25 protein-coding genes are annotated in these 22,116 nt (G+C 46.0%); 1 reads left to right on the top strand and 24 read right to left on the bottom strand.

Features of this window, described 5'->3' with window-relative positions; all coding sequences use genetic code 11:
* Positions 1 to 9: 9 nt before the first annotated feature.
* The 10 genes from BLQ44_RS01725 to BLQ44_RS01685 are packed head-to-tail and all read right to left on the bottom strand — an operon-like array spanning position 10 to position 9,639.
* Positions 10 to 1,194: a pyridoxal phosphate-dependent aminotransferase gene (locus BLQ44_RS01725; RefSeq protein WP_093191304.1), complete on the bottom strand. Its 1,185-nt coding sequence runs from the start codon at positions 1,192 to 1,194 to the stop codon at positions 10 to 12.
* A gap of 15 nt (positions 1,195 to 1,209) precedes the next feature.
* Positions 1,210 to 1,707 (bottom strand): hypothetical protein, encoded by a 498-nt coding sequence (locus tag BLQ44_RS01720; RefSeq protein ID WP_093191301.1) that lies wholly within the window; start codon positions 1,705 to 1,707, stop codon positions 1,210 to 1,212.
* Positions 1,697 to 1,858: a DUF4264 family protein gene (locus BLQ44_RS16360; protein WP_143004678.1), complete on the bottom strand. Its 162-nt coding sequence runs from the start codon at positions 1,856 to 1,858 to the stop codon at positions 1,697 to 1,699. The genes BLQ44_RS01720 and BLQ44_RS16360 overlap by 11 nt, the downstream gene beginning before the upstream one ends.
* Positions 1,859 to 1,905: 47 nt before the next feature.
* Positions 1,906 to 4,728 carry an ATP-dependent DNA helicase DinG gene (dinG, locus tag BLQ44_RS01715; RefSeq protein WP_093191299.1) on the bottom strand — a complete coding sequence of 941 codons (2,823 nt, stop codon included), beginning with the start codon at positions 4,726 to 4,728 and terminating at the stop codon, positions 1,906 to 1,908.
* A 24-nt stretch (positions 4,729 to 4,752) separates the two neighbouring features.
* Positions 4,753 to 5,739 (bottom strand): biotin--[acetyl-CoA-carboxylase] ligase, encoded by a 987-nt coding sequence (locus BLQ44_RS01710; protein WP_245688078.1) that lies wholly within the window; start codon positions 5,737 to 5,739, stop codon positions 4,753 to 4,755.
* Positions 5,715 to 6,914 (bottom strand): CCA tRNA nucleotidyltransferase, encoded by a 1,200-nt coding sequence (locus tag BLQ44_RS01705; RefSeq protein ID WP_093191294.1) that lies wholly within the window; start codon positions 6,912 to 6,914, stop codon positions 5,715 to 5,717. Before BLQ44_RS01705 ends, BLQ44_RS01710 begins: the two co-directional genes overlap by 25 nt.
* Positions 6,904 to 8,037 carry an N-acetyl-alpha-D-glucosaminyl L-malate synthase BshA gene (gene bshA, locus BLQ44_RS01700; protein ID WP_093191291.1) on the bottom strand — a complete coding sequence of 378 codons (1,134 nt, stop codon included), beginning with the start codon at positions 8,035 to 8,037 and terminating at the stop codon, positions 6,904 to 6,906. Before bshA ends, BLQ44_RS01705 begins: the two co-directional genes overlap by 11 nt.
* Positions 8,038 to 8,054: 17 nt before the next feature.
* Positions 8,055 to 8,459, bottom strand: coding sequence for a methylglyoxal synthase (mgsA, locus tag BLQ44_RS01695; protein ID WP_093191289.1), 405 nt, complete (start codon positions 8,457 to 8,459; stop codon positions 8,055 to 8,057).
* A 56-nt stretch (positions 8,460 to 8,515) separates the two neighbouring features.
* Positions 8,516 to 9,310 (bottom strand): 4-hydroxy-tetrahydrodipicolinate reductase, encoded by a 795-nt coding sequence (gene dapB, locus BLQ44_RS01690; protein WP_176757390.1) that lies wholly within the window; start codon positions 9,308 to 9,310, stop codon positions 8,516 to 8,518.
* Entirely contained in the window at positions 9,307 to 9,639 is a 333-nt protein-coding gene (locus BLQ44_RS01685; RefSeq protein ID WP_093191284.1) for a nucleotide pyrophosphohydrolase, read from the bottom strand. Before BLQ44_RS01685 ends, dapB begins: the two co-directional genes overlap by 4 nt.
* Positions 9,640 to 9,780: 141 nt before the next feature.
* Between BLQ44_RS01685 and BLQ44_RS01680 the strand changes: the two genes are divergently transcribed.
* Positions 9,781 to 10,656 (top strand): YitT family protein, encoded by an 876-nt coding sequence (locus BLQ44_RS01680; RefSeq protein ID WP_245688077.1) that lies wholly within the window; start codon positions 9,781 to 9,783, stop codon positions 10,654 to 10,656.
* A gap of 85 nt (positions 10,657 to 10,741) precedes the next feature.
* Here BLQ44_RS01680 and BLQ44_RS01675 read toward each other — a convergent pair whose 3' ends face one another.
* From BLQ44_RS01675 to aroB, 14 genes are all read right to left on the bottom strand, one after another.
* Complete coding sequence (locus BLQ44_RS01675) at positions 10,742 to 11,416, bottom strand: zinc metallopeptidase (RefSeq protein ID WP_093191279.1); 675 nt, start codon at positions 11,414 to 11,416, stop codon at positions 10,742 to 10,744.
* A 39-nt stretch (positions 11,417 to 11,455) separates the two neighbouring features.
* The gene (locus tag BLQ44_RS01670; RefSeq protein ID WP_143004685.1) at positions 11,456 to 11,686 is read right to left on the bottom strand and encodes a sporulation protein YpjB; all 231 of its coding nucleotides are present in this window, start codon (positions 11,684 to 11,686) and stop codon (positions 11,456 to 11,458) included.
* Between the two features lie 55 nt (positions 11,687 to 11,741).
* Positions 11,742 to 12,320: a lipoprotein heptaprenylglyceryl N-acetyltransferase LhaT gene (gene lhaT / locus BLQ44_RS01665; protein WP_093191274.1), complete on the bottom strand. Its 579-nt coding sequence runs from the start codon at positions 12,318 to 12,320 to the stop codon at positions 11,742 to 11,744.
* A 71-nt stretch (positions 12,321 to 12,391) separates the two neighbouring features.
* Positions 12,392 to 13,219 (bottom strand): menaquinol-cytochrome c reductase cytochrome b/c subunit, encoded by an 828-nt coding sequence (locus tag BLQ44_RS01660; RefSeq protein ID WP_093191271.1) that lies wholly within the window; start codon positions 13,217 to 13,219, stop codon positions 12,392 to 12,394.
* Positions 13,220 to 13,249: 30 nt separating this feature from the next.
* Positions 13,250 to 13,924: a menaquinol-cytochrome c reductase cytochrome b subunit gene (qcrB, locus tag BLQ44_RS01655; protein WP_093191268.1), complete on the bottom strand. Its 675-nt coding sequence runs from the start codon at positions 13,922 to 13,924 to the stop codon at positions 13,250 to 13,252.
* A gap of 13 nt (positions 13,925 to 13,937) precedes the next feature.
* Positions 13,938 to 14,435, bottom strand: coding sequence for a QcrA and Rieske domain-containing protein (locus BLQ44_RS01650; RefSeq protein WP_093191266.1), 498 nt, complete (start codon positions 14,433 to 14,435; stop codon positions 13,938 to 13,940).
* Between the two features lie 120 nt (positions 14,436 to 14,555).
* On the bottom strand, positions 14,556 to 15,008 hold the full coding sequence (locus BLQ44_RS01645; RefSeq protein ID WP_245688083.1) for a DUF2487 family protein: 453 nt from the start codon (positions 15,006 to 15,008) through the stop codon (positions 14,556 to 14,558).
* Positions 15,009 to 15,180: 172 nt separating this feature from the next.
* A complete protein-coding gene (locus BLQ44_RS01640) occupies positions 15,181 to 15,750 on the bottom strand; it encodes a ReoY family proteolytic degradation factor (RefSeq protein ID WP_176757389.1) in 570 nt (189 codons plus the stop codon).
* Between the two features lie 26 nt (positions 15,751 to 15,776).
* A complete protein-coding gene (locus tag BLQ44_RS01635) occupies positions 15,777 to 17,027 on the bottom strand; it encodes a tetratricopeptide repeat protein (RefSeq protein ID WP_093191258.1) in 1,251 nt (416 codons plus the stop codon).
* 148 nt (positions 17,028 to 17,175) lie between these two features.
* Entirely contained in the window at positions 17,176 to 18,465 is a 1,290-nt protein-coding gene (aroA, locus tag BLQ44_RS01630) for a 3-phosphoshikimate 1-carboxyvinyltransferase (protein WP_093191255.1), read from the bottom strand.
* Between the two features lie 22 nt (positions 18,466 to 18,487).
* Positions 18,488 to 19,585 carry a prephenate dehydrogenase gene (locus tag BLQ44_RS01625; RefSeq protein ID WP_093191253.1) on the bottom strand — a complete coding sequence of 366 codons (1,098 nt, stop codon included), beginning with the start codon at positions 19,583 to 19,585 and terminating at the stop codon, positions 18,488 to 18,490.
* A gap of 10 nt (positions 19,586 to 19,595) precedes the next feature.
* Positions 19,596 to 20,681 (bottom strand): histidinol-phosphate transaminase, encoded by a 1,086-nt coding sequence (gene hisC, locus BLQ44_RS01620; protein ID WP_093191250.1) that lies wholly within the window; start codon positions 20,679 to 20,681, stop codon positions 19,596 to 19,598.
* A 2-nt stretch (positions 20,682 to 20,683) separates the two neighbouring features.
* Entirely contained in the window at positions 20,684 to 21,055 is a 372-nt protein-coding gene (aroH, locus tag BLQ44_RS01615) for a chorismate mutase (protein WP_093191248.1), read from the bottom strand.
* Positions 21,052 to 22,116 carry a 3-dehydroquinate synthase gene (gene aroB / locus BLQ44_RS01610; protein ID WP_093191245.1) on the bottom strand — a complete coding sequence of 355 codons (1,065 nt, stop codon included), beginning with the start codon at positions 22,114 to 22,116 and terminating at the stop codon, positions 21,052 to 21,054. Before aroB ends, aroH begins: the two co-directional genes overlap by 4 nt.

Below are 22,116 nucleotides of genomic sequence, written 5' to 3'. Positions count from 1 at the left end.
TTCCCTTCCTTACTTTTGATGGTTCTCGATAAATGTTTTGATTCTCTCCGCTGCTTCATCCAGATTATCCATGGACGTCGCATAGGAAAGGCGTACGTTTTCTTCTGCTCCGAAACCTGAACCGGGGACAAGAGCGACCTTCTCTTCTTCGAGAAGCGTTTTGACGAAGTCGTCCACATCTCTGAATCCGCAGTTCACTGCCGCTTCTTTAACGTTAGGAAACAGATAGAAAGCACCTTTAGGTTTCACACAACTGACTCCCGGTAGACGGGTAAGCTTCTCATAGAAGGCATCCAGCCTTTCACTGAAAGCATCCCGCATTCTTTCCACTTCTTCTTCGCTGTTTGTATAAGCAGCGAGCGCCCCGTATTGAGCGATGGACGTCGGATTTGATGTCGAGTGGGAAGCCATACTAGTCATAGCCTTGATAATGGCTTTGTCACCTACAGCATACCCGATCCGCCAGCCGGTCATGGAGTGGGATTTCGAAACTCCATTGATGATGATCGTACGATTGTATAGATCCTCCGACAATTGTGCCATGGACACATGCGGATCTTCTGTATAGATCAATTTCTCATAAATTTCATCGGAGACGACAAGAAGATCTTCTTCCTTCGCAACTTCTCCGAGAGCCTCCAACTCCTCGCGGGAATACATCATTCCCGTAGGGTTACTCGGTGAATTGATGATAACCGCTTTGGTCTTCGGAGAAATTGCTGATTTCAACTGATCTTTCGTAAGTTTAAAATCATTATTCTCCTCCGCACTTACGAATACCGGTTTGCCACCTGCAAGTTTGACCTGTTCCGGATAGCTGACCCAATAAGGTGCAGGGATGACCACTTCATCGCCCGGGTTCAAAAGAACTTGAAAAAGAGTGAAGAGTGCATGCTTCGCACCTGTGGTGACAATGACCTGATCCTCTTCATACGTCAAGTCCTGATCCCTCTTAAGTTTATCAACAATCGCTTTTCTGAGTTCAGGGATACCGCCGGATGGAGTATACTTAGTCATTCCTTCATCCATCGCCTTCTTAGCTGCTTCGAGAATGTATTGAGGCGTGTTGAAGTCGGGTTCACCTGCCCCCAACCCGATTACGTCATGCCCTTCTTGTTTCAATTCCTTCGCTTTAGCGGTGATAGCCAGTGTACTTGATGGTGTCAGTGCTTGTACTCTTTGTGCGAGTTCCATTCGATCTTCCCCTCTCTATTCATTTTTTTTGAAAGCGAATCGCTGATATTGTTCACCGGTTTCAGCATGATAATAACTCAGCCCATACCTGCCTTCGCCATCGGTGAAAGTGATTTCCCATAATGGCTGTTCATTTTTATAGGCAGGCTGGATGCCTGAGAACGTGCACGACCCACAATTGGCTCGCCAGGATTCGGTTACAGTCTCTTCGCTTACTTGATTTTCGGTATCCATCGTATCAACGATCGCTTTCTCATTTTTATTTATATAGTATACCTTCTCCTCTTCTCCTGAGGAAGTATATAGGATATGAACTGGTATGTTTCCTGTAAATGAGAAACTGTCGGTGATTTGTATATCCCCCGCTTCTTCTTCAAGAAAGTCAATGGACTCCTGGATCCCTTCTGTTCTTCTGTCATCCAGCACCTGATAGGAAATAACATACAGAATAAGCCCCAGCAGGAGGACACCAGACAGAATACCTGCGGCCCACCATAAATAGTTAGCTCTCATACACGGTCAAAATTGCCGTTTCATCATCTTTCAACGACAACCCTACAATAACATCTTTTGTTTTCAAAGCTTTATTCAATCCATCCGTCACTTTGTATAAATCTTCACAATACGAAATTTCCAAACTTGAAATCACCCGTTTTTGACTCATAGTACACTCCCCGTTCCTTTATCAGAAAAACGTTCGCCATTTAAAGATTAATTGTTTCTTTCATCGTCGTCAATGGGAAGAAGTTCATGAAAATTCGCAAGCAATTCCTTGGTCGTACATTGTTGAATGGATGAGGTAGGAAGTGCTTCAATAAAGTATTTGCCGTAGCTGGTCTCTACGATTCTTTTATCCAGAATTACGACGATACCTTTGTCTTCTTCTCCTCTGATCAACCGGCCGATCCCCTGCTTGAACCTGAGAATAGCTTTCGGAAGAACCATTTCCATGAACGGATTTCCATTGCTCGATTTCCACAGATTTTCTTCTATTTGTTGACCGGGATGTGACGGAGGGTCGAAAGGAAGCCTTACCATCACCAGACAACTCAAGTCTTCTCCGGGAATATCGATCCCTTCCCAGAACGTATTCGTGCCGAGAAGAATGGCATGGTCGAGTGTCTGGAATTCCTTCTTCAGGCGATCTCTGCTTCCGCTTGTGATCCCCTGGGCAATCAACTGATACTGTTCAAGTTCCTGGAATTCCTTGAGTAAATGATAAACATTTCTCAGCATAGCATAGGAAGTGAATAATACGAGCATTCTTCCGTGCGTCTTGATCGCAATGGAGAGGATGGTTTCAGCGACAGCGTAGAGAAAGTCCTCACTCTCCTGCTTGATATGCGGCATATCTGTAGGAACGACTACTTTCATTTGCTTCTCGAAATCGAACGGGGAAGGGATGATTACCTCTCTTCCTTCTTCAAGACCTAGACTCTTCTTCATGAAATCGAAAGAACCTTGGGCGGCAAGTGTAGCACTCGTAAATACAATACTATCCTTCTGAGTTTGTAGACGCTCGGCAAGTTGATCGGAATACGTATAACTTTCACATTCGATGGTAAGCGTACCCTGCGGATGTTTGATATCGAGTTCCGCCCACACAGGATTGGTGTCCTCTTTTATGAAGACAGTCTCTACAGAACTCACAAATTCTTTGTAATACCCCACCTGATAATCGAGACGCGTAATTAGGATGGTAAGATCTTTATCTTCATTCATCTGCAATTGCAGGAGCATCTCATTCATCAGACTCTCCGTTTTCCGGATCAATTGCTTCATTTCCTGAAGGAGACGTTCACACATCTCCATAAGCGTCTGATAAAATCTTTTCGATCCGTATTTCCGGAAATCGAACATGACTTTCCCGGTGTCCGAAGAAACGGAAGGTCGATGTTTTACCACATAGTTGGCGAAGTAAGCGGAAAGTTCCGTCCATTCTGCTTTCGCGTTATCCAAATGGGTATAGCACGACTGCAGTAGAGTGGACACTTCCTTTCTATCCGAAGCGGACTTCCGGTAGTATCCCGGTTCGAATAATTCTCTCCACTGCGAGAAAAGCTGCTGTACCGCTGGATAGTAAAGGCGGGTTCCGAAATATTTGGATGCTACTTTCTTTAAATGATGCGCTTCATCAATAATAGCATACTGACAGGCAGGAATAAATTCTTCCTCCTGCAGCAGATCAAAACAGAATAAAGCATGAGTAGTTACGACGATGTCGGAGCGTTTCGCTTTTTCATACGCCTTATGGTAATAAGAATAATTCCCCATTGAAAGGGAGATTGCTTTCCCTTTTTGATCGGCTGAAACTTTGCGCCAGAATTTATACCCGTTCGAAGGGAGTTGAACCTCTTCCACATCACCGGTTTCCGTCTCCAGTACCCAAATGAGAAGCATGGCTTTTGTTAGGACATCGTCATAGTTGTCAAGGGTGCCATACTCCATCTCATAGCGGAAATGGGCCAGACTCAAGTAATGCTCACTCCCTTTCAGGGAAGCGAATGTGAAAGGTACAGGACTTACAGCCTGTAACTGTGGCAATTCCTTTTGCATTATCTGTGATTGCAGAGCATTCGTGTACGTGGAAATCAGAACCCTCTTCTCTTTCAACAAAGAGGTATGTAAGGCGGAGACAGCACTTGCCATCGATTTCCCTATTCCCGCTCCGGCTTCTATGAATGCTAGCCTATTTTGAGAAAATGACTGATGGATGGAGTCGGCCATCCTTTCCTGTTCTTCCCGTTCCCGGTATTTATCGATGACTATCGGGAGTCCCTCCGGCGAACGGAACAGATAAGCTTTCCAATCCTCCCAGTCCAGGAGAGATTTCCGATCTTCCCTTTGTAGGGTATAATTTTTTTGGGGACGTACCGGAATCCCTTCCCATACCTCGTAATCGGCTGCACGGGCGTTTTCCCCGTTGTATCTTTTTTCCAGCAGGAATTCGTCTATAAGACCCTTCACATCACTTTTCAAAGCAGACGATAGTTTCAGTAAATAAGTGAGTGTCTTTTCAGGGAGATCTTCCATTTTCGTATAAAGGATGGACCAGAGGTCAGCGGTGACCAGTGCATCTGAAATAGCCCGGTGCGGCTGATCATGCGTAAGAGAAAGCGACTCGGATAAATCAGAGAGTTTATGACCCGGAGCATCCGGAAGCATGATTCGTGACAGTTCCACGGTATCAAGCACCTTCGCATCAATAGGACTTTCTCCCATAGCGGCAAGTGCATCATTCATAAATTTCATATCAAAATCAATATTATGCGCTACTATATAATCCTGAGCGAGCAGTCTTTTCAGCTCAGGGACAACTTCAGAGAGAAGCGGTGCGTCGATGACATCTTCATCAGTGATGCCCGTCAGTCTAGTAATGAAGGAAGGGATAGGAGTTTCCGGGTAAATGAACGACGAAAATTCTTCGACGATCGCCTTTTCCTTCATAATTACTATCCCCACTTCAATGATCTTGTCCCCGCGCCCGGGAGAGTTACCTGTTGTCTCTAAGTCAATGACAGCGTATGTACTCATTTCTCTTCCTACTTTCTTTCATAATCAGCCGTAATAATGATCATTCCACAAAATTTCGGCTGAATATAAGCGTTGTTCTTGCCCTTGTTCATCAAGCACTGTTAGTGCTCCGTCCTCTTCGATACGAGTGACCTTGGCTCGCCACGGTTTTTTCCAAGTGGACACATCGACCCATTCCCCGGTCTTATAGCCAGATGACTGCCATTCCTGCTGAAAAGGAAGAAAACCCTTATCGTAGAAGCGACCGAGCTCTACCTCGAATCGGTTAAGAAGGCAGCTAACAATATCCTCGATAGCACTCTCCACTCCCGTTTCGATATAGAGGGAAGTAGCTTTCTTTTTAAGTTCCCCGGGCATCTCTGTTTCATTTTGATTCACATTCAGCCCGATGCCAAGGACCAGGTAATCGATCCAGTCCTGTTCTGCCTGCATCTCTGTCAGAATGCCACACACTTTTCTGTCCCCGATCATAATATCGTTCGGCCATTTTATCTTCGCCGTGACTCCGAATTCCCGTAGAACTTGTACTACCGTGGTCGCTGCCACAAGCGTCAACTGCGGAGCTTTTGCGGGGGGAAAGGGAGGCCGCAGCAAAAGACTCATCCACATCCCTTTCCCTTTGAGAGAGCTCCATTCCCTCTTTCTTCTTCCTTTACCGGCGGTTTGCTCTCCGGCCAGTACTACCGTTCCATGAGGATACCCTTCTTTGGCGAGAGCATGAACCCTCTCCTGTGTAGACGTCACTTCCTTAAAATAGAACAATTTCTTCCCAAGTTCGATCGTATCCAGGGATTGCTGCACTTCGGATGGAGATATAGACACAGGGGACTCCAGAAGTTTGTATCCTTTCCACTTCAGCGATTCAAAAACGAAACCTTCCTTTTCAAGTTCCTTGATATTCTTCCACACCGCCGTCCTTGACACATTCAGTCTCTCTGCCAGTCGCTGACCGGATAAATAATCCTCTTGTTCTTTGAATAATTGAATCAGTTTCGATTTTGTTGATCCCATTCTTTCACCCATTCTATCAATTCATGCTTTTGGTTTCGGCAGGTGCCCTGTACGACACTTTCTTCCATAGCATGAAGGTATTCACCGATCCACTTCCCTTTTTTCCGCTCCGGAAACACATCCATTAACTCACTCGTCTTCAGAGCCAGATCGTTTCTGGCATGGACAGGAAGGTTATCATACGTATCTCGCGGATCAAATGACAGGTCGATGCCAAGACTGCTAGTTAGATTACGGAAACTATGCAAATAATCCTCACCGAGCTGGTACATCGCATAGTTAATCGTTTCATTCTCTTCGAACAGATGGAATGCTTCAATAAGTTTTTCTGCTTTCTTTCTGATACGGTTCGATAATTTCCATGAAGTGATCCATTCCTTCACATCTGTATCCCTGGCTTGAAGGTGGTAGAAACTGATCAGCTCGCCCCAATCAGTTAGCCTGGTAGCCGGGCGTGCGTCGATCAGGAAAGGACGATTCCTGAAAATCGGAAAATAGTGATATACCCCCGTTAGTTTCAAGTTTCTCCAACCCTCGAGATATGAATACGAGGTCATCAATTTGATAAACTCCTCAGCAATTCGTTCTACAGACAGATGTTCCAACAAGCCCTTCTTCTCATTGATGACGCTATAGACTTCCTCGTCAATCGAAAAGTTCAGTTGAGCTGAAAACCGCAGAGCTCTCATCATCCGTAAGGGGTCTTCTTCGAAACGGTCTTCGGCTTTTCCCACCGTCGTTATCCGTTTTTCCCTGATCGCCTCACGGCCGTTGAACGGGTCGATGATGTCACCACTTCCGGACATCGCGATTGCATTCATCGTGAAGTCTCTGCGTGACAAATCCTTTTCAATAGAAGAAACGAAATACACCCGTTCCGGATGACGATAATTCCTATAATCCTCTTCAATTCTGTATGTCGTTACTTCAAACGAATGTGATCGATGACGCACGATGACGGTTCCGTGTTCCACCCCAACCGGGATGACCTTATCGAACACTTCCATCACCTCTTCCGGCACGAGAGAAGTTGCAATATCAATATCTCCCACCTCGTGCTGAAGAATAAGGTCGCGTACGCAACCACCTACGATATAAGCTTCCCCCCCATACGCTTCGATCCGCTCCATCACTTCTCTCGCTAGCTGAAACAGAGGCATATGTTCATAGTTCATTCTTCAACACCCGATCATAGAGCTCTTCATATTGTTGGACGATTCTTGCAGCGGAGAATTTTTTATTCACAGTGTCCATAGCTTGCTTTTTCAATTCGTTGCGATGGTCCTCATCCGTCAATAACCGAACAGCATTCCTACTCACTTCTTCAAGGGCTCCGGCTTCCACGACGTATCCGTTTTTCCCGTTTTCTATAACTTCAGGGATGCCGCCGATGTTCGTACCAATACACGGAACGCCACAGGCCATTGCTTCTAATAAGACAAGGCCGAAGCTTTCTTTTTCGCTTAACAACAACTTGACATCCGCAATCGAATACAGTTCCTGAACGCGCTCCTGCTTTCCGACGAAGAGGACATCCTCCTCCAAACCGAGACGCTGCACCAGATCATAAACTTGATTGTACTCCGGTCCATCTCCAACAAGAATCAGTTTGGATGCGACTTCTTCCCGGATCAGGTGAAACGAGCGAACCACGTCCTGGACCCTTTTCACCTTGCGGAAGTTCGACACGTGAATGATCACTTTCTCCTCCTCACGTATACCGAACTGCCTTTTGAGATCGTGACTTTCTATCTGATGATACTCGCGCTCATCCACGAAATTATATAAGACATGCATATCTTTCTCCGTTTCGAGCATCTCTTTCGTCTGTTTCACAAGGCTGTGAGAGACAGCAGTGACTGCGTCTGATTTTTCTATTCCGAATTTGATGAGCTGTTTCAGATTGTCGTCGATACCTAACACAGTGATATCTGTGCCGTGCAACGTAGTTACAACTTTAAGATTCAGTTCCTCACACATCTGTTTTGCCAGAATAGCACACACGGCATGTGGCATAGCATAGTGAACATGAAGCAAGTCCAGCTCTTCCCTTTTAGCGACCTCCGCCATCTTATTGGCTAAAGCCAAGTCGTAAGGGGGGTGTTGGAATACGGGGTAGGAATTCACTTCCACCTCATGAAAATAAATGTTCGGGTATACTTTATTCAATCGGAAGGGGACCTGAGTCACAATGAAATGGATTTCATGTCCTTTTTCGGCAAGAAATTTACCCAATTCCGTTGCCAATACCCCCGATCCGCCGACCGTCGGATAGCATGTTATACCTATTTTTGACATATACGTCACCTTCAATTTCAGTCATAATCTTTGTTGATCATTCGGTAATCGAGATCACCTCTTTGAATACCGTGGACAATCATTTCCGCACCGGCCATATTGGTAGCCAGAGGGACCTGATGAACATCACACAATCGCAAGAGAGCACTGATGTCCGGCTCATGGGGCTGAGCAGTCAGAGGATCCCGGAAAAACAACACGACATCCATGACGTCCTCTGCAATCTTTGCTCCGATTTGCTGGTCTCCACCAAGTGGGCCCGATTGGAACCGGACGACTTCAAGACCCGTGGCTTCAGCTATCCGAGAACCTGTTGTACCTGTAGCATACAGGGTATGTTTTTCGAACACAGGCAAGTATGCCTGTACAAAATGGACAAGATCATCTTTCTTTTTATCATGTGCAATCAATGCTATGTGCATAACGCTCATCTCCCTTTATGAGTATTCAATTACATTCCTTTCGTCCATTCTCTCAATTATTCCAGTAGATGTTCCAGGCCATAAACAAGCGTATCGATCTCCATGACCTTCTCACACGATAAATTCACCCCGGACATGAAAGAAGCACGGTTCATGGAATCATGTTTAATGGTGAGCGTCTGTCCTTCTCCTCCGAAAACGACCTCCTGGTGTGCTACAAGGCCCGGAAGCCGCATGCTGTGGATTTTCATACCGTCCACGTCCGCCCCTCTTGCTCCTTCAAGCGTTTCTTTTTCGTCGGGGTGTCCCTGAACTTTCGACGTCCGCTCCTCTTTGATGAGCTGTGCCGTTTTCACTGCTGTACCTGATGGGGCATCAAGCTTCTGATCATGATGCTTCTCGATGATTTCCACATCCGGAAAGTGTTTCGCTGCCCACTTGGCGAATTGCATCATGAGAACGGCGCCGGTAGCGAAGTTCGGAGCGATGACTGCACCTATCCCTTTGTCTTCACAGATACCCGTGATTTCCTGTAGCTGGTCTTCTGTAAATCCGGTCGTACCGACTACGGGTCTGACCCCGTGATTGAGGGATGCTTTCGTATGGTTATACCCATGCTCCGGTGTGGTCAGATCAATAAGTACATCTGCGTTCGTCTCCGTGAGACATTCTTCTATGTTCTCGTATATCAGCGCATCGAAAGCGGGAAGTCCTTCGATATCTTTCACCATAGTTCTGTCATTCTTCCTGTCGATACAACCGACGAGAGTAAGGTTTCCTTCTTTCATTATCATCTCAAGTGCTGCTTTCCCCATTTTTCCTCTAGGGCCTGCGACAATTACATTAATCATGATTCGCTCTCCTTTTTCGTCCATCTGTTTTTATCTCTTGTTTCAATTTTGCTCATCGATTTATCGAAAGCCTCGGATACGTCAATGTCAAGTGAATTGGCGAAACTCATCAGCACAAACAGCACGTCACCGAGTTCTTCCTCGAGCGCCTTTTCAGGTTCTGAGCTTTTCTTCGGCTTTTCCCCATACACATGGTTGATTTCCCTTGCCAACTCCCCCACTTCTTCTGACAGTCTTGCCTGCATACTTAAAGGGGAGAAATATCCTTCTTTGAATTGTGATATGTACCGGTCCACCCGTTCCTGCATTTCTTTCGTAGTTGCACTCATCGTTCCCGTCTCCTTTCGAGATATCTTCTTAAATGGTAGCTAAAAGTTACCGCTTTGACAAATCTTTCTCTTCGTAATTGTAAGTATACATCCCTTTCCCTATAATTGAAGAGAATGAACATAAAAAAAGGAGGTATTCCATTGAAGAAAATAGGAATCAAATGGAAGAATATAATTTTCATTCTTATCGGCTCTGCCATTTTTTCTTTCGGTCTCGTTCATTTTAATATACAAAATGAACTGGGAGAAGGCGGTTTTACAGGTATTACTCTACTTTTGCTTTATTTGTTCGATTGGGATCCCGGACTTATGAACATCATTCTTAACATACCGATCCTTCTTATAGGCTGGAAAATGCTCGGGAAACAGACTTTTTATTACACATTGATCGGTATTCTTGCTGTCTCCGTCTTCATCTGGATAGCCCAGTCCTATATGATCGTCATCGACTTATCGTCGGACCTGACACTCGCTGCTTTATTCGCCGGAGTCTTCATCGGTGTCGGGCTCGGGCTTATTTTCCGCTATGGCGGGACGACGGGTGGCGTCGACATTATCGCGAGATTGGTGAACAAGCACTTCGGCTGGAGCATGGGACGGGCCATGTTCGTCTTCGACAGTGTGGTCATCTTCACGTCTATCGTTACATACCTGAATCCTGTTCCCGGGATGTACACGCTCGTCGCGGTTTTCTTGAGCGCGAGGGTGATCGACTTTATCCAGGAAGGGGCTTATGCAGCCAGAGGCGTCACCATCATTTCCAATGAAAGCAATGCTATCGCCAACAAGATACTCGTTGACATGGACCGGGGTGTGACAACCCTCGAAGGACGCGGAACCTTTACAGGGGAAAAACGGGATGTCCTCTACTGTATCGTAGGCAGAACGGAAATCGTGCGTTTGAAACAGATCATCGAATCCGTAGATCCTCACTCTTTCGTAGCAGTGAGCCACGTCCACGATGTCATCGGGGAAGGATTCACTTTGGATGAGAACAAAAATCCGATTGACCCTTGACCTTCCACTCAGGATAACAATCCGGGCCATTTGATCAAAAAAAGTAGCGGAATCATTCCCGCTACTTTTTTATTGGCGTTTCATTTTAGTCTTCATTCATACCTATGAACATGAACACGAAGCGAAGCAGTTCGGCCAGTGCTACCAATGCACTCGCTACATAAGTCATCGCTGCAGCATTCAGAACCTTCTTCGTACTTCTCTCTTCGTCATTCCGGATGATCCCCGTCGACACCAGCTGGGTCATTGCCCGATTCGAAGCATCAAATTCCACAGGAAGCGTAACGAGTTGGAACAATACGGCTGCTGCGAAGAAAATGATACCGAACAGGAAGAGCTGCGACATCCCAAGAAGAAGTCCTCCAAGTATGAGAAAGATGGAGACATTCGATCCAAACCCTGCAACAGGGACAAGAGCGCTTCTGAACTTCAGGAAGGCATACTCCTGTTCATCCTGGATGGCATGCCCGACCTCGTGGGCTGCGACGGCTGCGCCTGCCTGGGAAGCCTCATGGTAGTTGTGCGTAGATAGTCGTACAACCTTCTTACGCGGGTCGTAGTGATCGGTAAGGCTCCCTTTCACCTCTTCGACACTGACATTGTATAACCCATTGTCATCTAAAATCTTACGCGCTACTTCAGCCCCTGTCATATGAGAAGAAGTTGCGACCTTCGAATACTTTTTATACGTGCTCTTCACCTTAGATTGTGCCCATAGTGGCAGAATCAGGATAATCGCAAAGTAGATGAGAAATTCCATTTGTTAGTAGTCCCCCTGTCGTTAACCTTAGTGTCTCTTTTAGTAATCTTTGTACTGTTTATAAGCAGGTGCTTTGTCTTTTTCTGCTCGATATTTCTTTACCCCCACATATAATAGTGTCACTATTATTGTACCCATAATCACGATTCCTGTCCATAACAATGCATCGAGCGGGACACCGGTCAAAAAATAACCATCAGAAGGAAATAGAAAGAAAGAAAAAGCGGGTTTCCACTTCAGCATAAACCCGCAACCGACGAGGAATTTCATCAGCTCCACCTCATTGTTCTCCTCTTTTTTCTATCTTATGCTCCTCTGCCGTTTCCTATGAAAGACGCGCTTGTCGCACGCTCCATATCCCTATACCGATACAGACAATACTGAGCCAGAATGTTCCGTACCCAATTTCATTCATGTATTGATTGATTGAAGGATAAACCGGCATCTGCTCAAACACGTAATCGATCACATCGTTATGGAGGGTCCATACAGCAGCGAGAAATAGGTGCAGAAACGTAAAGGTATATTTGAAAAGATACAAAAGCGCCTGCAAAGCCATCGCACCATGAGAGACGATGAGCATATAACTCTGCCACGGGAGTGCTCCTTCCACAGCTAAAGTCAGCAAGTTCATAGCCACTGCCCATAACCCGTATTTGACTAAAGTAATCAGAGCCAGGGCCTCGATCAACCGGAAATGTTTTCCCATAAGCCACCCGGCGATTGCTATCGTAAAAAAGAGACTCGCCGTAGGACTATCCGGAACGAACAATAAAAAAATCGGCTCTGTTCTGGTGAGTTGAGGGATATACCATATGTACCCATAAACAGTTCCGAGGAAATTGACGAGAAGTAACATCGTCAAAAACAAACGCGAATCTAAAAAGTATCTGATAAACGCCATCCGGTTTTCACTCCTTGTAAAAAAACAAGCCGTGCCCTTCAGCACGACTTGTTGTATGTCCATTCTCTTAATTAATGAGATCCGCCGCCAGAGTCTCCGCCTCCGGATCCTCCACCGCCGTTCGCTTCTGCTGTCTGCTTGATGAACTCAGCAAGTTGCTGAAGTTCTTCCTCAGAACCACCGAACATATCAGCAGGCATACTGCCAATACCATTTACAGCGATATCTTTTATCTCTTCAACGGATTTCTCCGTTGCCAAGAGAGATGGATTATTACCTGATCCCTGCAGTTGTTCACCGTGACACTGCATACAACTCGATTCATACGCAGCATACCCGGCAGCTTCCGTATCGATTTCGACCTCTGTCTCCTGTGCTTCTACGTCCACAAGATACTGCTCTGAACGCTGCTGATAATCAACCGCTGAAACGGACTCGTAAGTGAGCCAGATAGTAACAGCCGTTCCAAGTAGCATCAAAGAAGTAGCGATCGGTCGTTTGGAAACGTTTCTGCCAGGAGCACGATCCAGAAATGGAGCCAAAAGCAAAGCCCCGAATGCCAGTCCAGGCATGACCAATGCACCGATTACGATGTAATCTCCTCCGGCGAACTGATACTTAAGTATTTGGTAAATGAATAGAAAATACCAGTCCGGGAGTGGAATATAAGAAGCGTTTGTCGGATCCGCCTGTTGCTCCAGTGGTGACGGGTGAGCAGCAACCAGAATCAGAAACCCGATGAGGAATACAGACCCTGTCAACCATTCTCTGATAAGGAAGTTAGGCCAGAAGGCTTCTGTACGGCCCGGATATTCCGAATAGTCCTTGGGCACATTTCTCGTTTTGTTCGCGGGAATTCGTGAGTCCCCGACGAATTTCATTCCTTTACCTCTTCGCACAGCTATCCCTCCTTTTGTTACGCTATAATTCTATAGCGGTCCTGAAATACCTTGTCTTCTGATTAGTATAAAGTGAGCCCCGAGCAGAACGAACAGCACGGCCGGAAGGAAGAAGACGTGGATGGCAAAGAACCTTGTCAATGTCTGTGCACCTACGATCGACTGGTCTCCTGCCAGCAACGTTCGTATCTGATCACCAATCACCGGTGTAGCCGCTGCGATCTCCAAGCCTACCTGAGTAGCAAAGTATGCTTTGTTATCCCACGGAAGGAGATAACCGGTAAAGCCTAACCCTAACATTACGAAAAATAGCAGCACACCTACGACCCAGTTCAGCTCCCGGGGTTTCTTGTAAGCCCCCTGGAAGAAAACACGTAGTGTATGTAAAAATAACATGACTATAACGACACTGGCACCCCAGTGGTGCATCCCACGTACAATCTGTCCATGAGCAACTTCCATTTGTAAGTAATAAACCGAGTTCCAAGCATTTTCAATATCTGGCACGTAATACATTGTCAAAAACATACCGGAAAGAATTTGAATGACTGTGACGAAGAAAGTCAATCCCCCGAAACAATAAACAAACGCTGAAAAGTGGTATGCCGGATTCACGTGTTCTGGTACTTCGTGATCCGCAATGTCGCGCCATATCGGGTTGACGTCTACACGCTCATCGACCCAATCATATAATTTCTGCAGCATGAATTACGCCCCCTTATCTCGCTATTGCTTCCCCTAAATACAACATGCCTTCTTCGACTTTCGTTTCATACTTCGGTAGTGGTGCCGTCGGTGGTGTTCCCGGAACGTTGACACCATCCTTCGTATAGCGTCCCGCATGACATGGGCAGAAGAATTGGTTCGGATATTCTTCACTGGCCGCCCAGTCTACTGTACATCCTAAGTGCGTACACACAGGCGACAACGCAACGATTTCATCATTTTCACTTCTATACACCCAAGCTGTCTTTTGAACTTTAGATTCATACCAGGCATCCACCTGTTCTATTTCCCATTCAAAGCGTTGCGGTTCATTCGACAGTTCTTCAACGTCCGCAACGGAGACAAATTCACCTGCTGCTGAAGGTTTGAACACAGGATCAATAGCAAATCTGACCATTGGTGCCACCATTCCTGCAGCCATAAATCCTCCCAGCCCTGTAAGTGTGTAGTTTAAAAATTGACGACGGGATACTTTTTTTGGTTCGCTCATCCTTTTCCCCCCTCTATACTGACCTGATTCATGGATAGTTTACAAATACTTTACTAGGACATTACCATGATAGCGCAAACAGCCTGTTCGGTCAATAAAATATCCATGAATTCAGAGGAATTATGACTTCCAGCTATCTTTGATGATTTCGATGATTTCTTTCGCCTGCTCTTTGACGAAAGACTGTGTTTCTGTCGACTGCAAATCTCCATTACGAAGACCGGGGAACCAGAGAAGTTCACCGTTCAATTCCCCCTCCACTTTTCTCCAGCTTCTGTCAAAACTGAAAAGAAAAACGTGATTGAAGGGTTGTCTTGAAAAAGCATCGATCCATTCGTTGAGCCGATCTTTTTCACCTTCGACTTTTTCATCCATGTAGTAAAAGCTCGGCGCCAGAACAATCCTTCCTTTGAACTGTTCTTCGATGATCCGTGAAAACAATTCGTTCAATTCCAGTTGAAAGCCTGAACTCACCACTTTGTCATCACTTGAAGTGGCAACAGGTATAACCGGAATGAATAAAGTGTCTATGTACGCTTTCTCTTCTACAAATTGCTCAAGATCTTTTTTCATCCATTTCACATTCGTACCTCCTCTCTGAACTCAAGTTTACAAAACAAGCCAATACGCTGGCAAGGAAATTCGCTGAGGGAGATGAATATCCACGGTATATCAAAAACCCCCTTCACTTTTTCAGCGAAGGAGGTATGTTGATGACAGGAACCTGGGTTCTCTATAAGTGAGCTCAACCGAGTGCTTCCTGGTTCTTTATCCGTTTTTCCACTTCGACGTATTGAGTCGAAAGTTCCCGGAAACGCGTTTCATCCCTATTGTCGATCGCCTGATCGATTTGAATCGACAGTTGTTCTTTTTGCTGGATCAAAAGTTGAAGATCCAGCCACTGACTGGCCTTCCCTTTTTCTTCTTCGTTGACATAATAATCTTCTGGTAAATAAGGGTTCTCTTCTTTTACCAGGGCAAGCCTCGAACAGCGCTGACTTTCTTTATAATCAAGCTCTAGGTAGATAGGGTCTGCAAGGTTCATCCGAAGATCATGAAACGACTTATCCCCGTCCGTCGTACGGATTTTTCCTTTGAAAAAGGTAAGGGGAGCTCCTTTGGTTCCATGACAGGATAGGTACAAACCTCTCGGACAGAATTCGGCGTGCTCAATGAATTTTACATTCTTGAGAGCCCGGTCTTCCCCGAGCAGATAGTTGAGAATCCATCGTCCTTCTCTTTTTTTCAATTTATGACTTTTCAAAAACCATCGCAAAAAACGTTTTTTCTCTGTAAGGGAAACAGATACTTCCACGTGCCGCGCCTCCTCCGAGTGCGAAATTAAGCATTCAGTCTTTCGAGAAATTCTTCGATTTCCGTATTGGAAGGTTCCAGCTGCAAATACTCTTTGAATACAGCAATGGCCTCAGTAGCCTGACCGTTTTCCACCAGGAAATACCCATAATCTTCAAGGAAATCGACATCTTCCTTGAATGGAGCATACGAACGATCATAATACTCGGAAGCCTTCCCGAAGTTCTCCTCTTCCCGGTAAGCCTTTGCCAGCTCCCAGTCGTAGAGGGGATCCACTTCGCCTAAGCTCTGGATATCTTCAAGGAGGGAAATGATATCTTCGTAATTTTCATCCCATTTATAATTCTCGAGGAGAAACAGAACCGCTTCCTTATATCCCGGATCTATGGCTACCGCTTCCTTCATTGCCTGGTAACCTGCTTCTTTATCGCCCTGTTTATGGGAAAGAAAACCTACCATATAATAAAGGTCTTTGTTGAATTCGTCCTTCTTCAAGCCTTCCTGAGCTTTCTCAAGTGCTTCCTTCGCCATTCCCTCTTCTTCATATACCCTGGCAAGTAGAGGATAAACCGACTGGTAATAAGGATCTTTCTTGAGAAGGTCCTCCCATACCTGGATGGTAATGTCATTCCGCCCTGCTTTATTCGCTATGAAGCCATATCGGAACTGAACATCCGGGTTCTCTTCCTCGACATCCTGAAAATAGCCAAGCGCCTCTTCGAATCCTCCGGTAGCCGCATAGGCCTCCCCGAGTCTTGTAGCAACTTCGATATCTCCGATCACTCTCGAGTGCTCCATGGCGTTCTCATAATAAGGGATACTTTTGTTATATTCCCCATTTGAAAAAGCAAGTTCTCCAAGAGCAAAGTCAATCACCGGCTCATTCGGAGCATAGTGCTTTGCTGTCAGCAATTTACTTTCCGATACTTCAAAGAGCCCTTGGGACTGATATAGATCGGCTACTTGCATAAGCGCCTGTAAATACATCTCATCCTCCGGCTGAATCTTGTTGAGAAGATCGATCGCTTCCATATCTTCCTCGAGATCGATATGAATCTCTGCGAGCATAACTATGATTTCCTGTTCTTTCGGGTACTGCTGTAGAAATTCCTTTAAAATCATTTTGGCTTCTTCCAGCATTCCCCACTGGATATACAGCTCTGCTATCGTGAATTTTTCGTCTTCATCTGCTACCGGTAAATAGTCCTGTAGTGTTTGCAAGGCGTCCTCTGTCTGGTTCTCTTCCATCTGATGGACAGCCTTCTGGATCTCTTCCATGGTTTCACCCTTTCCAACGTCCTGGGTTTTATTCATTCATAACAGAACTATGATATATGAATACGTAGCTGTATTCAAGTGCACCGTTTTTTTATCCAATGAAAAACGCCTTCATGTATTATTATATCTTATGAAGACGTTTTTTCAGCTATGATTTTTTTTCCAGCAATTGATCCAGGTCTGAGAAGAAACTCGGGTAGGAAATATTAATTGCTTCCGGTAGGTGGATGACAACATCTCCTGATGTGATCAAAGAAGCGATGGCCTCCATCATGCCTATACGGTGATCCCCTTCAGAGCTTACTTCTGCTCCATGAAGCGGTGTCCCTCCTTCAATGATCATTCCATCCTCGGTAGGGGTGATCTCTGCCCCCATCGCTCTCAAATTATCACATACCGCCTGGATCCTATCCGTTTCCTTCACCTTTAATTCTTTGGCATCTCTGATGATCGTTTGTCCCTCAGCCTGGGTAGCAGCAAGCGCAAGAATAGGGATCTCATCGATGACGTTCGCGATTATTTCCCCTTCGAACGTGGCTCCTTTCAGGTTGCTGTATCGGACAGAGACGTCTCCGACAGGTTCTTTGCCGATATACTCGGTCACTGTATAAGAGATCTCCGCTCCCATTTTCTCGAGAGCTTGGACGATTCCGTTTCTCGTTTCATTCAGACCGACCTGTTCAATCGTTATATCACTGCCTTTGGTGATAGCAGCCGCAACGAGAAAGAAGGCCGCAGATGAAATATCTCCCGGTACATTGATGTCAGACGCCTTCAATGGCTGCTCCCCTTCGATGGAAACTTCAAGTCCTTTCTGACGTATATCCACTCCGAATTCAGGCAGCAGAGTTTCCGTGTGGTTCCGGGTTCTCCCCTTTTCGATGACCGTCGTCGTACCTTCTGCAAGCAATCCCCCTAAAAGAACGGCGGATTTCACCTGCGCACTTTTCACAGGAAGTTCGTATGTCATCCCTTTTAACCCCGAAGCATCAAAAGCGAGCGGCAATTTTTTCGCCTCTTCTCTTCCGTAGATCGAAGCCCCCATCTCTCGTAAAGGCACTACTACCCTGTCCATCGGTCTTCTGCTCAGGGAGTCGTCACCATAAGCCGTTGTGAAAAATGGAAGGCCAGCCAACACTCCGCTCATCAGGCGGGCTGTCGTTCCAGAATTTCCGAAGTACAGGGGTACTTCCGGTTCTTTCAGTCCCTTCATCCCTCTCCCATGAATTGTTAAAGTTGTACCATCCCGATCGATCTGCACTCCCATATTCCTGAAAACTTCAACGGTTCTCAAGCAATCCTCTCCGTCGAGAAATCCTCTGATATTCGATACCCCATCCGCCAGGGAAGCGAAAATTACAGAACGGTGAGAAATCGATTTATCGCCTGGTACACGCAAGCTTCCTCTTAAACCATCAGTCCCTGGAGTCCTTTTCATATATATCCCCCTCACGTAACGATTATTGTTCTATCACCACTTCATAATTTTTCTTTCTCAATAGAGCTGCGCTATCTTCCTGTTCCGTACCGGTCGGAAAGCTGATCCGCAATACTCCCGTGATGCCTTCGCGGATTTCAAGAATTTCGATGTTCTTGATGTTGATATCAGCTGTAGCCAGAATTTCGATAACTTTATGGATTGCTCCCGGCTGGTCATAGATGTCGACAAATATATCATAGAAGGCTGGTATGGCACCTTTCTCTTTCACAGGCAACCCGTCTCTGTACACTTTCGCTTCCGTCAAATACCTCAACGTATCTTCTTCGTGACCGTTTTGTAAGTAGGTTTTCAGTTCTGTCATCTCTTTGATCCAGTCTTCGAGCATATGGATCAGCTGATCGTTGTTCTGAAAAAAAATATCCTGCCATAATGGAGGATTGCTTGAAGCGATTCTGGTAATATCCCGAAAGCCCCCTGCAGCAAGGTTCTTCAGTTCAGGGTGGGTTTGCTGCCACTTTCTCGCCTGGTGCACGAGGGAGGAAGCGATCAAGTGTGGAAAGTGGGAGATGACTGCCGTCATTTCATCGTGTTCTTTCGTAGAAAGCGTCAGAAATCTGGCTTTCGTTTCACTTAAGATATTTTTGAGCTCCTCGACTCCATCCTCTTCATCGGACCCTGGAGTAAGTACATAAATCGCATTTTCGAATAAGTGAGGCTTCGCTGCTGTGAACCCATTTTTATGAGAACCAGACATGGGATGGCCTCCCACGAAGCTGATGTTTTCATTGGTCAACTTGGCAGCTTCCTTCATTACCCCGTTTTTCACAGAAGAGACGTCCGTCACTAACAATTTCTTATGTAAGGAGACACCATCCAGCTCCTTGAGCACATCGATGGTCGAAGCAATGGGGAGAGCGATGAACAGCACATCCACTTCAGGAACTACCTCCAGAAGATTTTCCGCCTTTTCATCGATGACTCCCTGGCGGTAAGCGAGCTCAAGGCTTTGCAGATCTGTATCAAAGCCAATCACTTTCACATCATCTTTCTTCTTTACGTTCATAGCAATCGAGCCGCCGATCAAACCAAGACCGGCGACTGCAACAGTTGTCTTCATAGTCATCCTCCTACGTCAACTTCTCCCTCATGTACTCCTTGATCTCGTTCATGTCTTCTTCAGAGCCTATAGTCAGCCTTATGGAATTAGGTAATCCGAGCGCTTCCCCTGATCGAACGATGAACCCTTTCGTGAGGAGAAATTCAAACATGTCATCACCACTGATCGGCAAGTGTACGAGCACAAAGTTCGCTTCCGACTGGTCGTAACCTATACCGATTTCTTCACAGAACTCCATGAAGTCCTGTTTGTTCTTCTTCGTTTCTTCAACCGTCCGGTGCAGAAATGACTGGTCTTGAAGGGCAAGGACAGCCGCTTTTTGGGCAATGACGGATGTGTTGAATGGTTCTCGAGCCGGCTCCATGGCACTGATCAATGCTTCATCAGCTATACCATATCCGATGCGAAGCCCTGCAAGCCCATACGCTTTGGAGAACGTACGCAACACGACGACATTCTTATGGTTCTGCACCGCTTCAACAGATGGATATCTTCTGGATTCATCCGCGTATTCATAGTAAGCCTCATCCATTACAATCAGGACATCATCCGGACAGACTTCAATCACCCGATCAATGGTCTTCTTATCCATGAGAACACCAGTCGGATTGTTCGGTGAGCATAGCCAGAGAATCCGCGTCTTTTCATCCACGGTTTGAAGCATCGTCTCAATATCATGATGCCCCCCTTGAGTAAGAGGCACTTCCCTTACTTCCGCTCCTTCAATCAACGCGTTATGTTTGTATTGCGGGAACGTAGGTGTCGCCATGACTGTATTGCTGCCTTCTTCGAGAAATGCGCGACAAAGAATCTGCACGACTTCGTCCGATCCATTCCCGAAAATGAGCTGTTTTTCATCAACATCGTAAAAGGAAGCCAGTTCTTCGCGAATCTCACGGGCATAACCGTCAGGGTAATACTCAAGCTGATCGATCGCTTCCGGGAGCTTACTTCTGACTTCTCCAGAGAATCCGAACGGGTTCTCATTAGAAGCCAATTTCACGATTCTCTCCAGGTTGTATTCCTTTTTCACCTCTTCGATCTGTTTCCCAGGTTTATAAGGGTTCATTTTTGTCAAAACAGTCTTTGTTTTCATTTTCAATCACCTTCTTCTGTTAAATCAGGACGCAGTTTAACTGCTTCGTAATGGTAGACATGTTTTATTTCCTGCGGCTCTTTCGAAGTATTGACCGTAACCATCACACGAATGCATCGCTCAAGACCTGAAGGGACTTCTATTTCCTGCATGCACATGACAGGAACATACTTCCATCCTTCAAGCTTGCGAAGAGCCTTCGCTGGAAACGTTTCGTTGATGTCCGAGGTTGCACTGAACATCACCTGCGCTACATCCCGAGCTTCGAGATCATTCTCTTCAACAATACCATTCATCAATTCATAAGCTCTATCGACAATCTCAGAACCTTCATTCTTATCAACGGTCGTAGCCCCTCTGATCCCCCGAATCATTGAATCACCTCACTCTTGAACTGCTGCAACGATTGAAGCAGCTCTTCTTCTTCGACTTCCGTTACAAACGGTGACCCGATCTCTGATAAAAGACAATAGTGAATCTGGTCATTTTGCGCTTTTTTATCAACCTTCATCCGATCAACGAGATTCCTTTCCTCGAGCTCCTCCATTATTCCGAGAGGATAGCCATTATCCTTCGCCCATTCCATAAGTAGGGCAAACGGTTCGTCCAGGTTACTGAGACGAAGCGCAAACAATGTTCCGATGACGACAGCTTCCCCGTGTGTAATAGACCCGTAGTGAAGCTCTGACTCAATGGCGTGACCGAGCGTATGGCCAAGATTCAAGTGTTTGCGTATTCCTCTTTCTTTTTCATCTTTACCTACAATCCTCGCCTTCAGTCGAATGCCCTGGATGAGGTCTTTCTTCACTTCTTCTGTATCGAGGTCTTTGATGGTTCGATTCATGACTTCCCTGAACCAACCTTCATCACTCAGAAGAGCATGTTTCACAACTTCCCCGTAGCCGGAACGCTTTTCTTTCTCCGGTAGAGAGTCCGTCGTTTCCGTATCATACAGAACTTTTTCAGGATGGTGGAAAGCTCCGATCAAGTTCTTCCCTTTAGAATGATTGATCGCCACTTTCCCTCCCACGCTACTGTCATGAGCCAAAATACTCGTCGGCACCTGTATAAAAGCTATCCCCCGAAGGTAGGAGGCTGCGACAAAGCCAGCCAGGTCTCCGACCATCCCTCCACCGAGAGCAAGGATAAGCGAGTTCCTGTCAAGCTTCGCCTCGACGCAATGATCAAGCAGTTCTTCATACCGCCTGAAACTTTTCGAAGCTTCACCGGCAGGAATGACTGCTTCGTATACATGACCTCTCTTGCCTAATGCTTTCCTGACATCTTCAAGGTATAGTTCGGCAACGTTCTCATCCGTAATGATAAGGATCTTGCTGTACGTCGATTCTATATAGTCACTCAGTCGATGTCGCAACCCTTCTTCGAGCACGACATCGTAAGACTTCCCTGGCGTCTGTACGTGCAACCGTTCCAT

Origin of the sequence: Salimicrobium halophilum (genome assembly GCF_900100295.1) — a bacterium.
Lineage (GTDB): Bacteria > Bacillota > Bacilli > Bacillales > Halobacillaceae > Salimicrobium > Salimicrobium halophilum.
The sequence above is the reverse complement of the archived record's forward strand: the minus strand, read 5'-3'. Positions and strand labels throughout refer to the sequence as shown.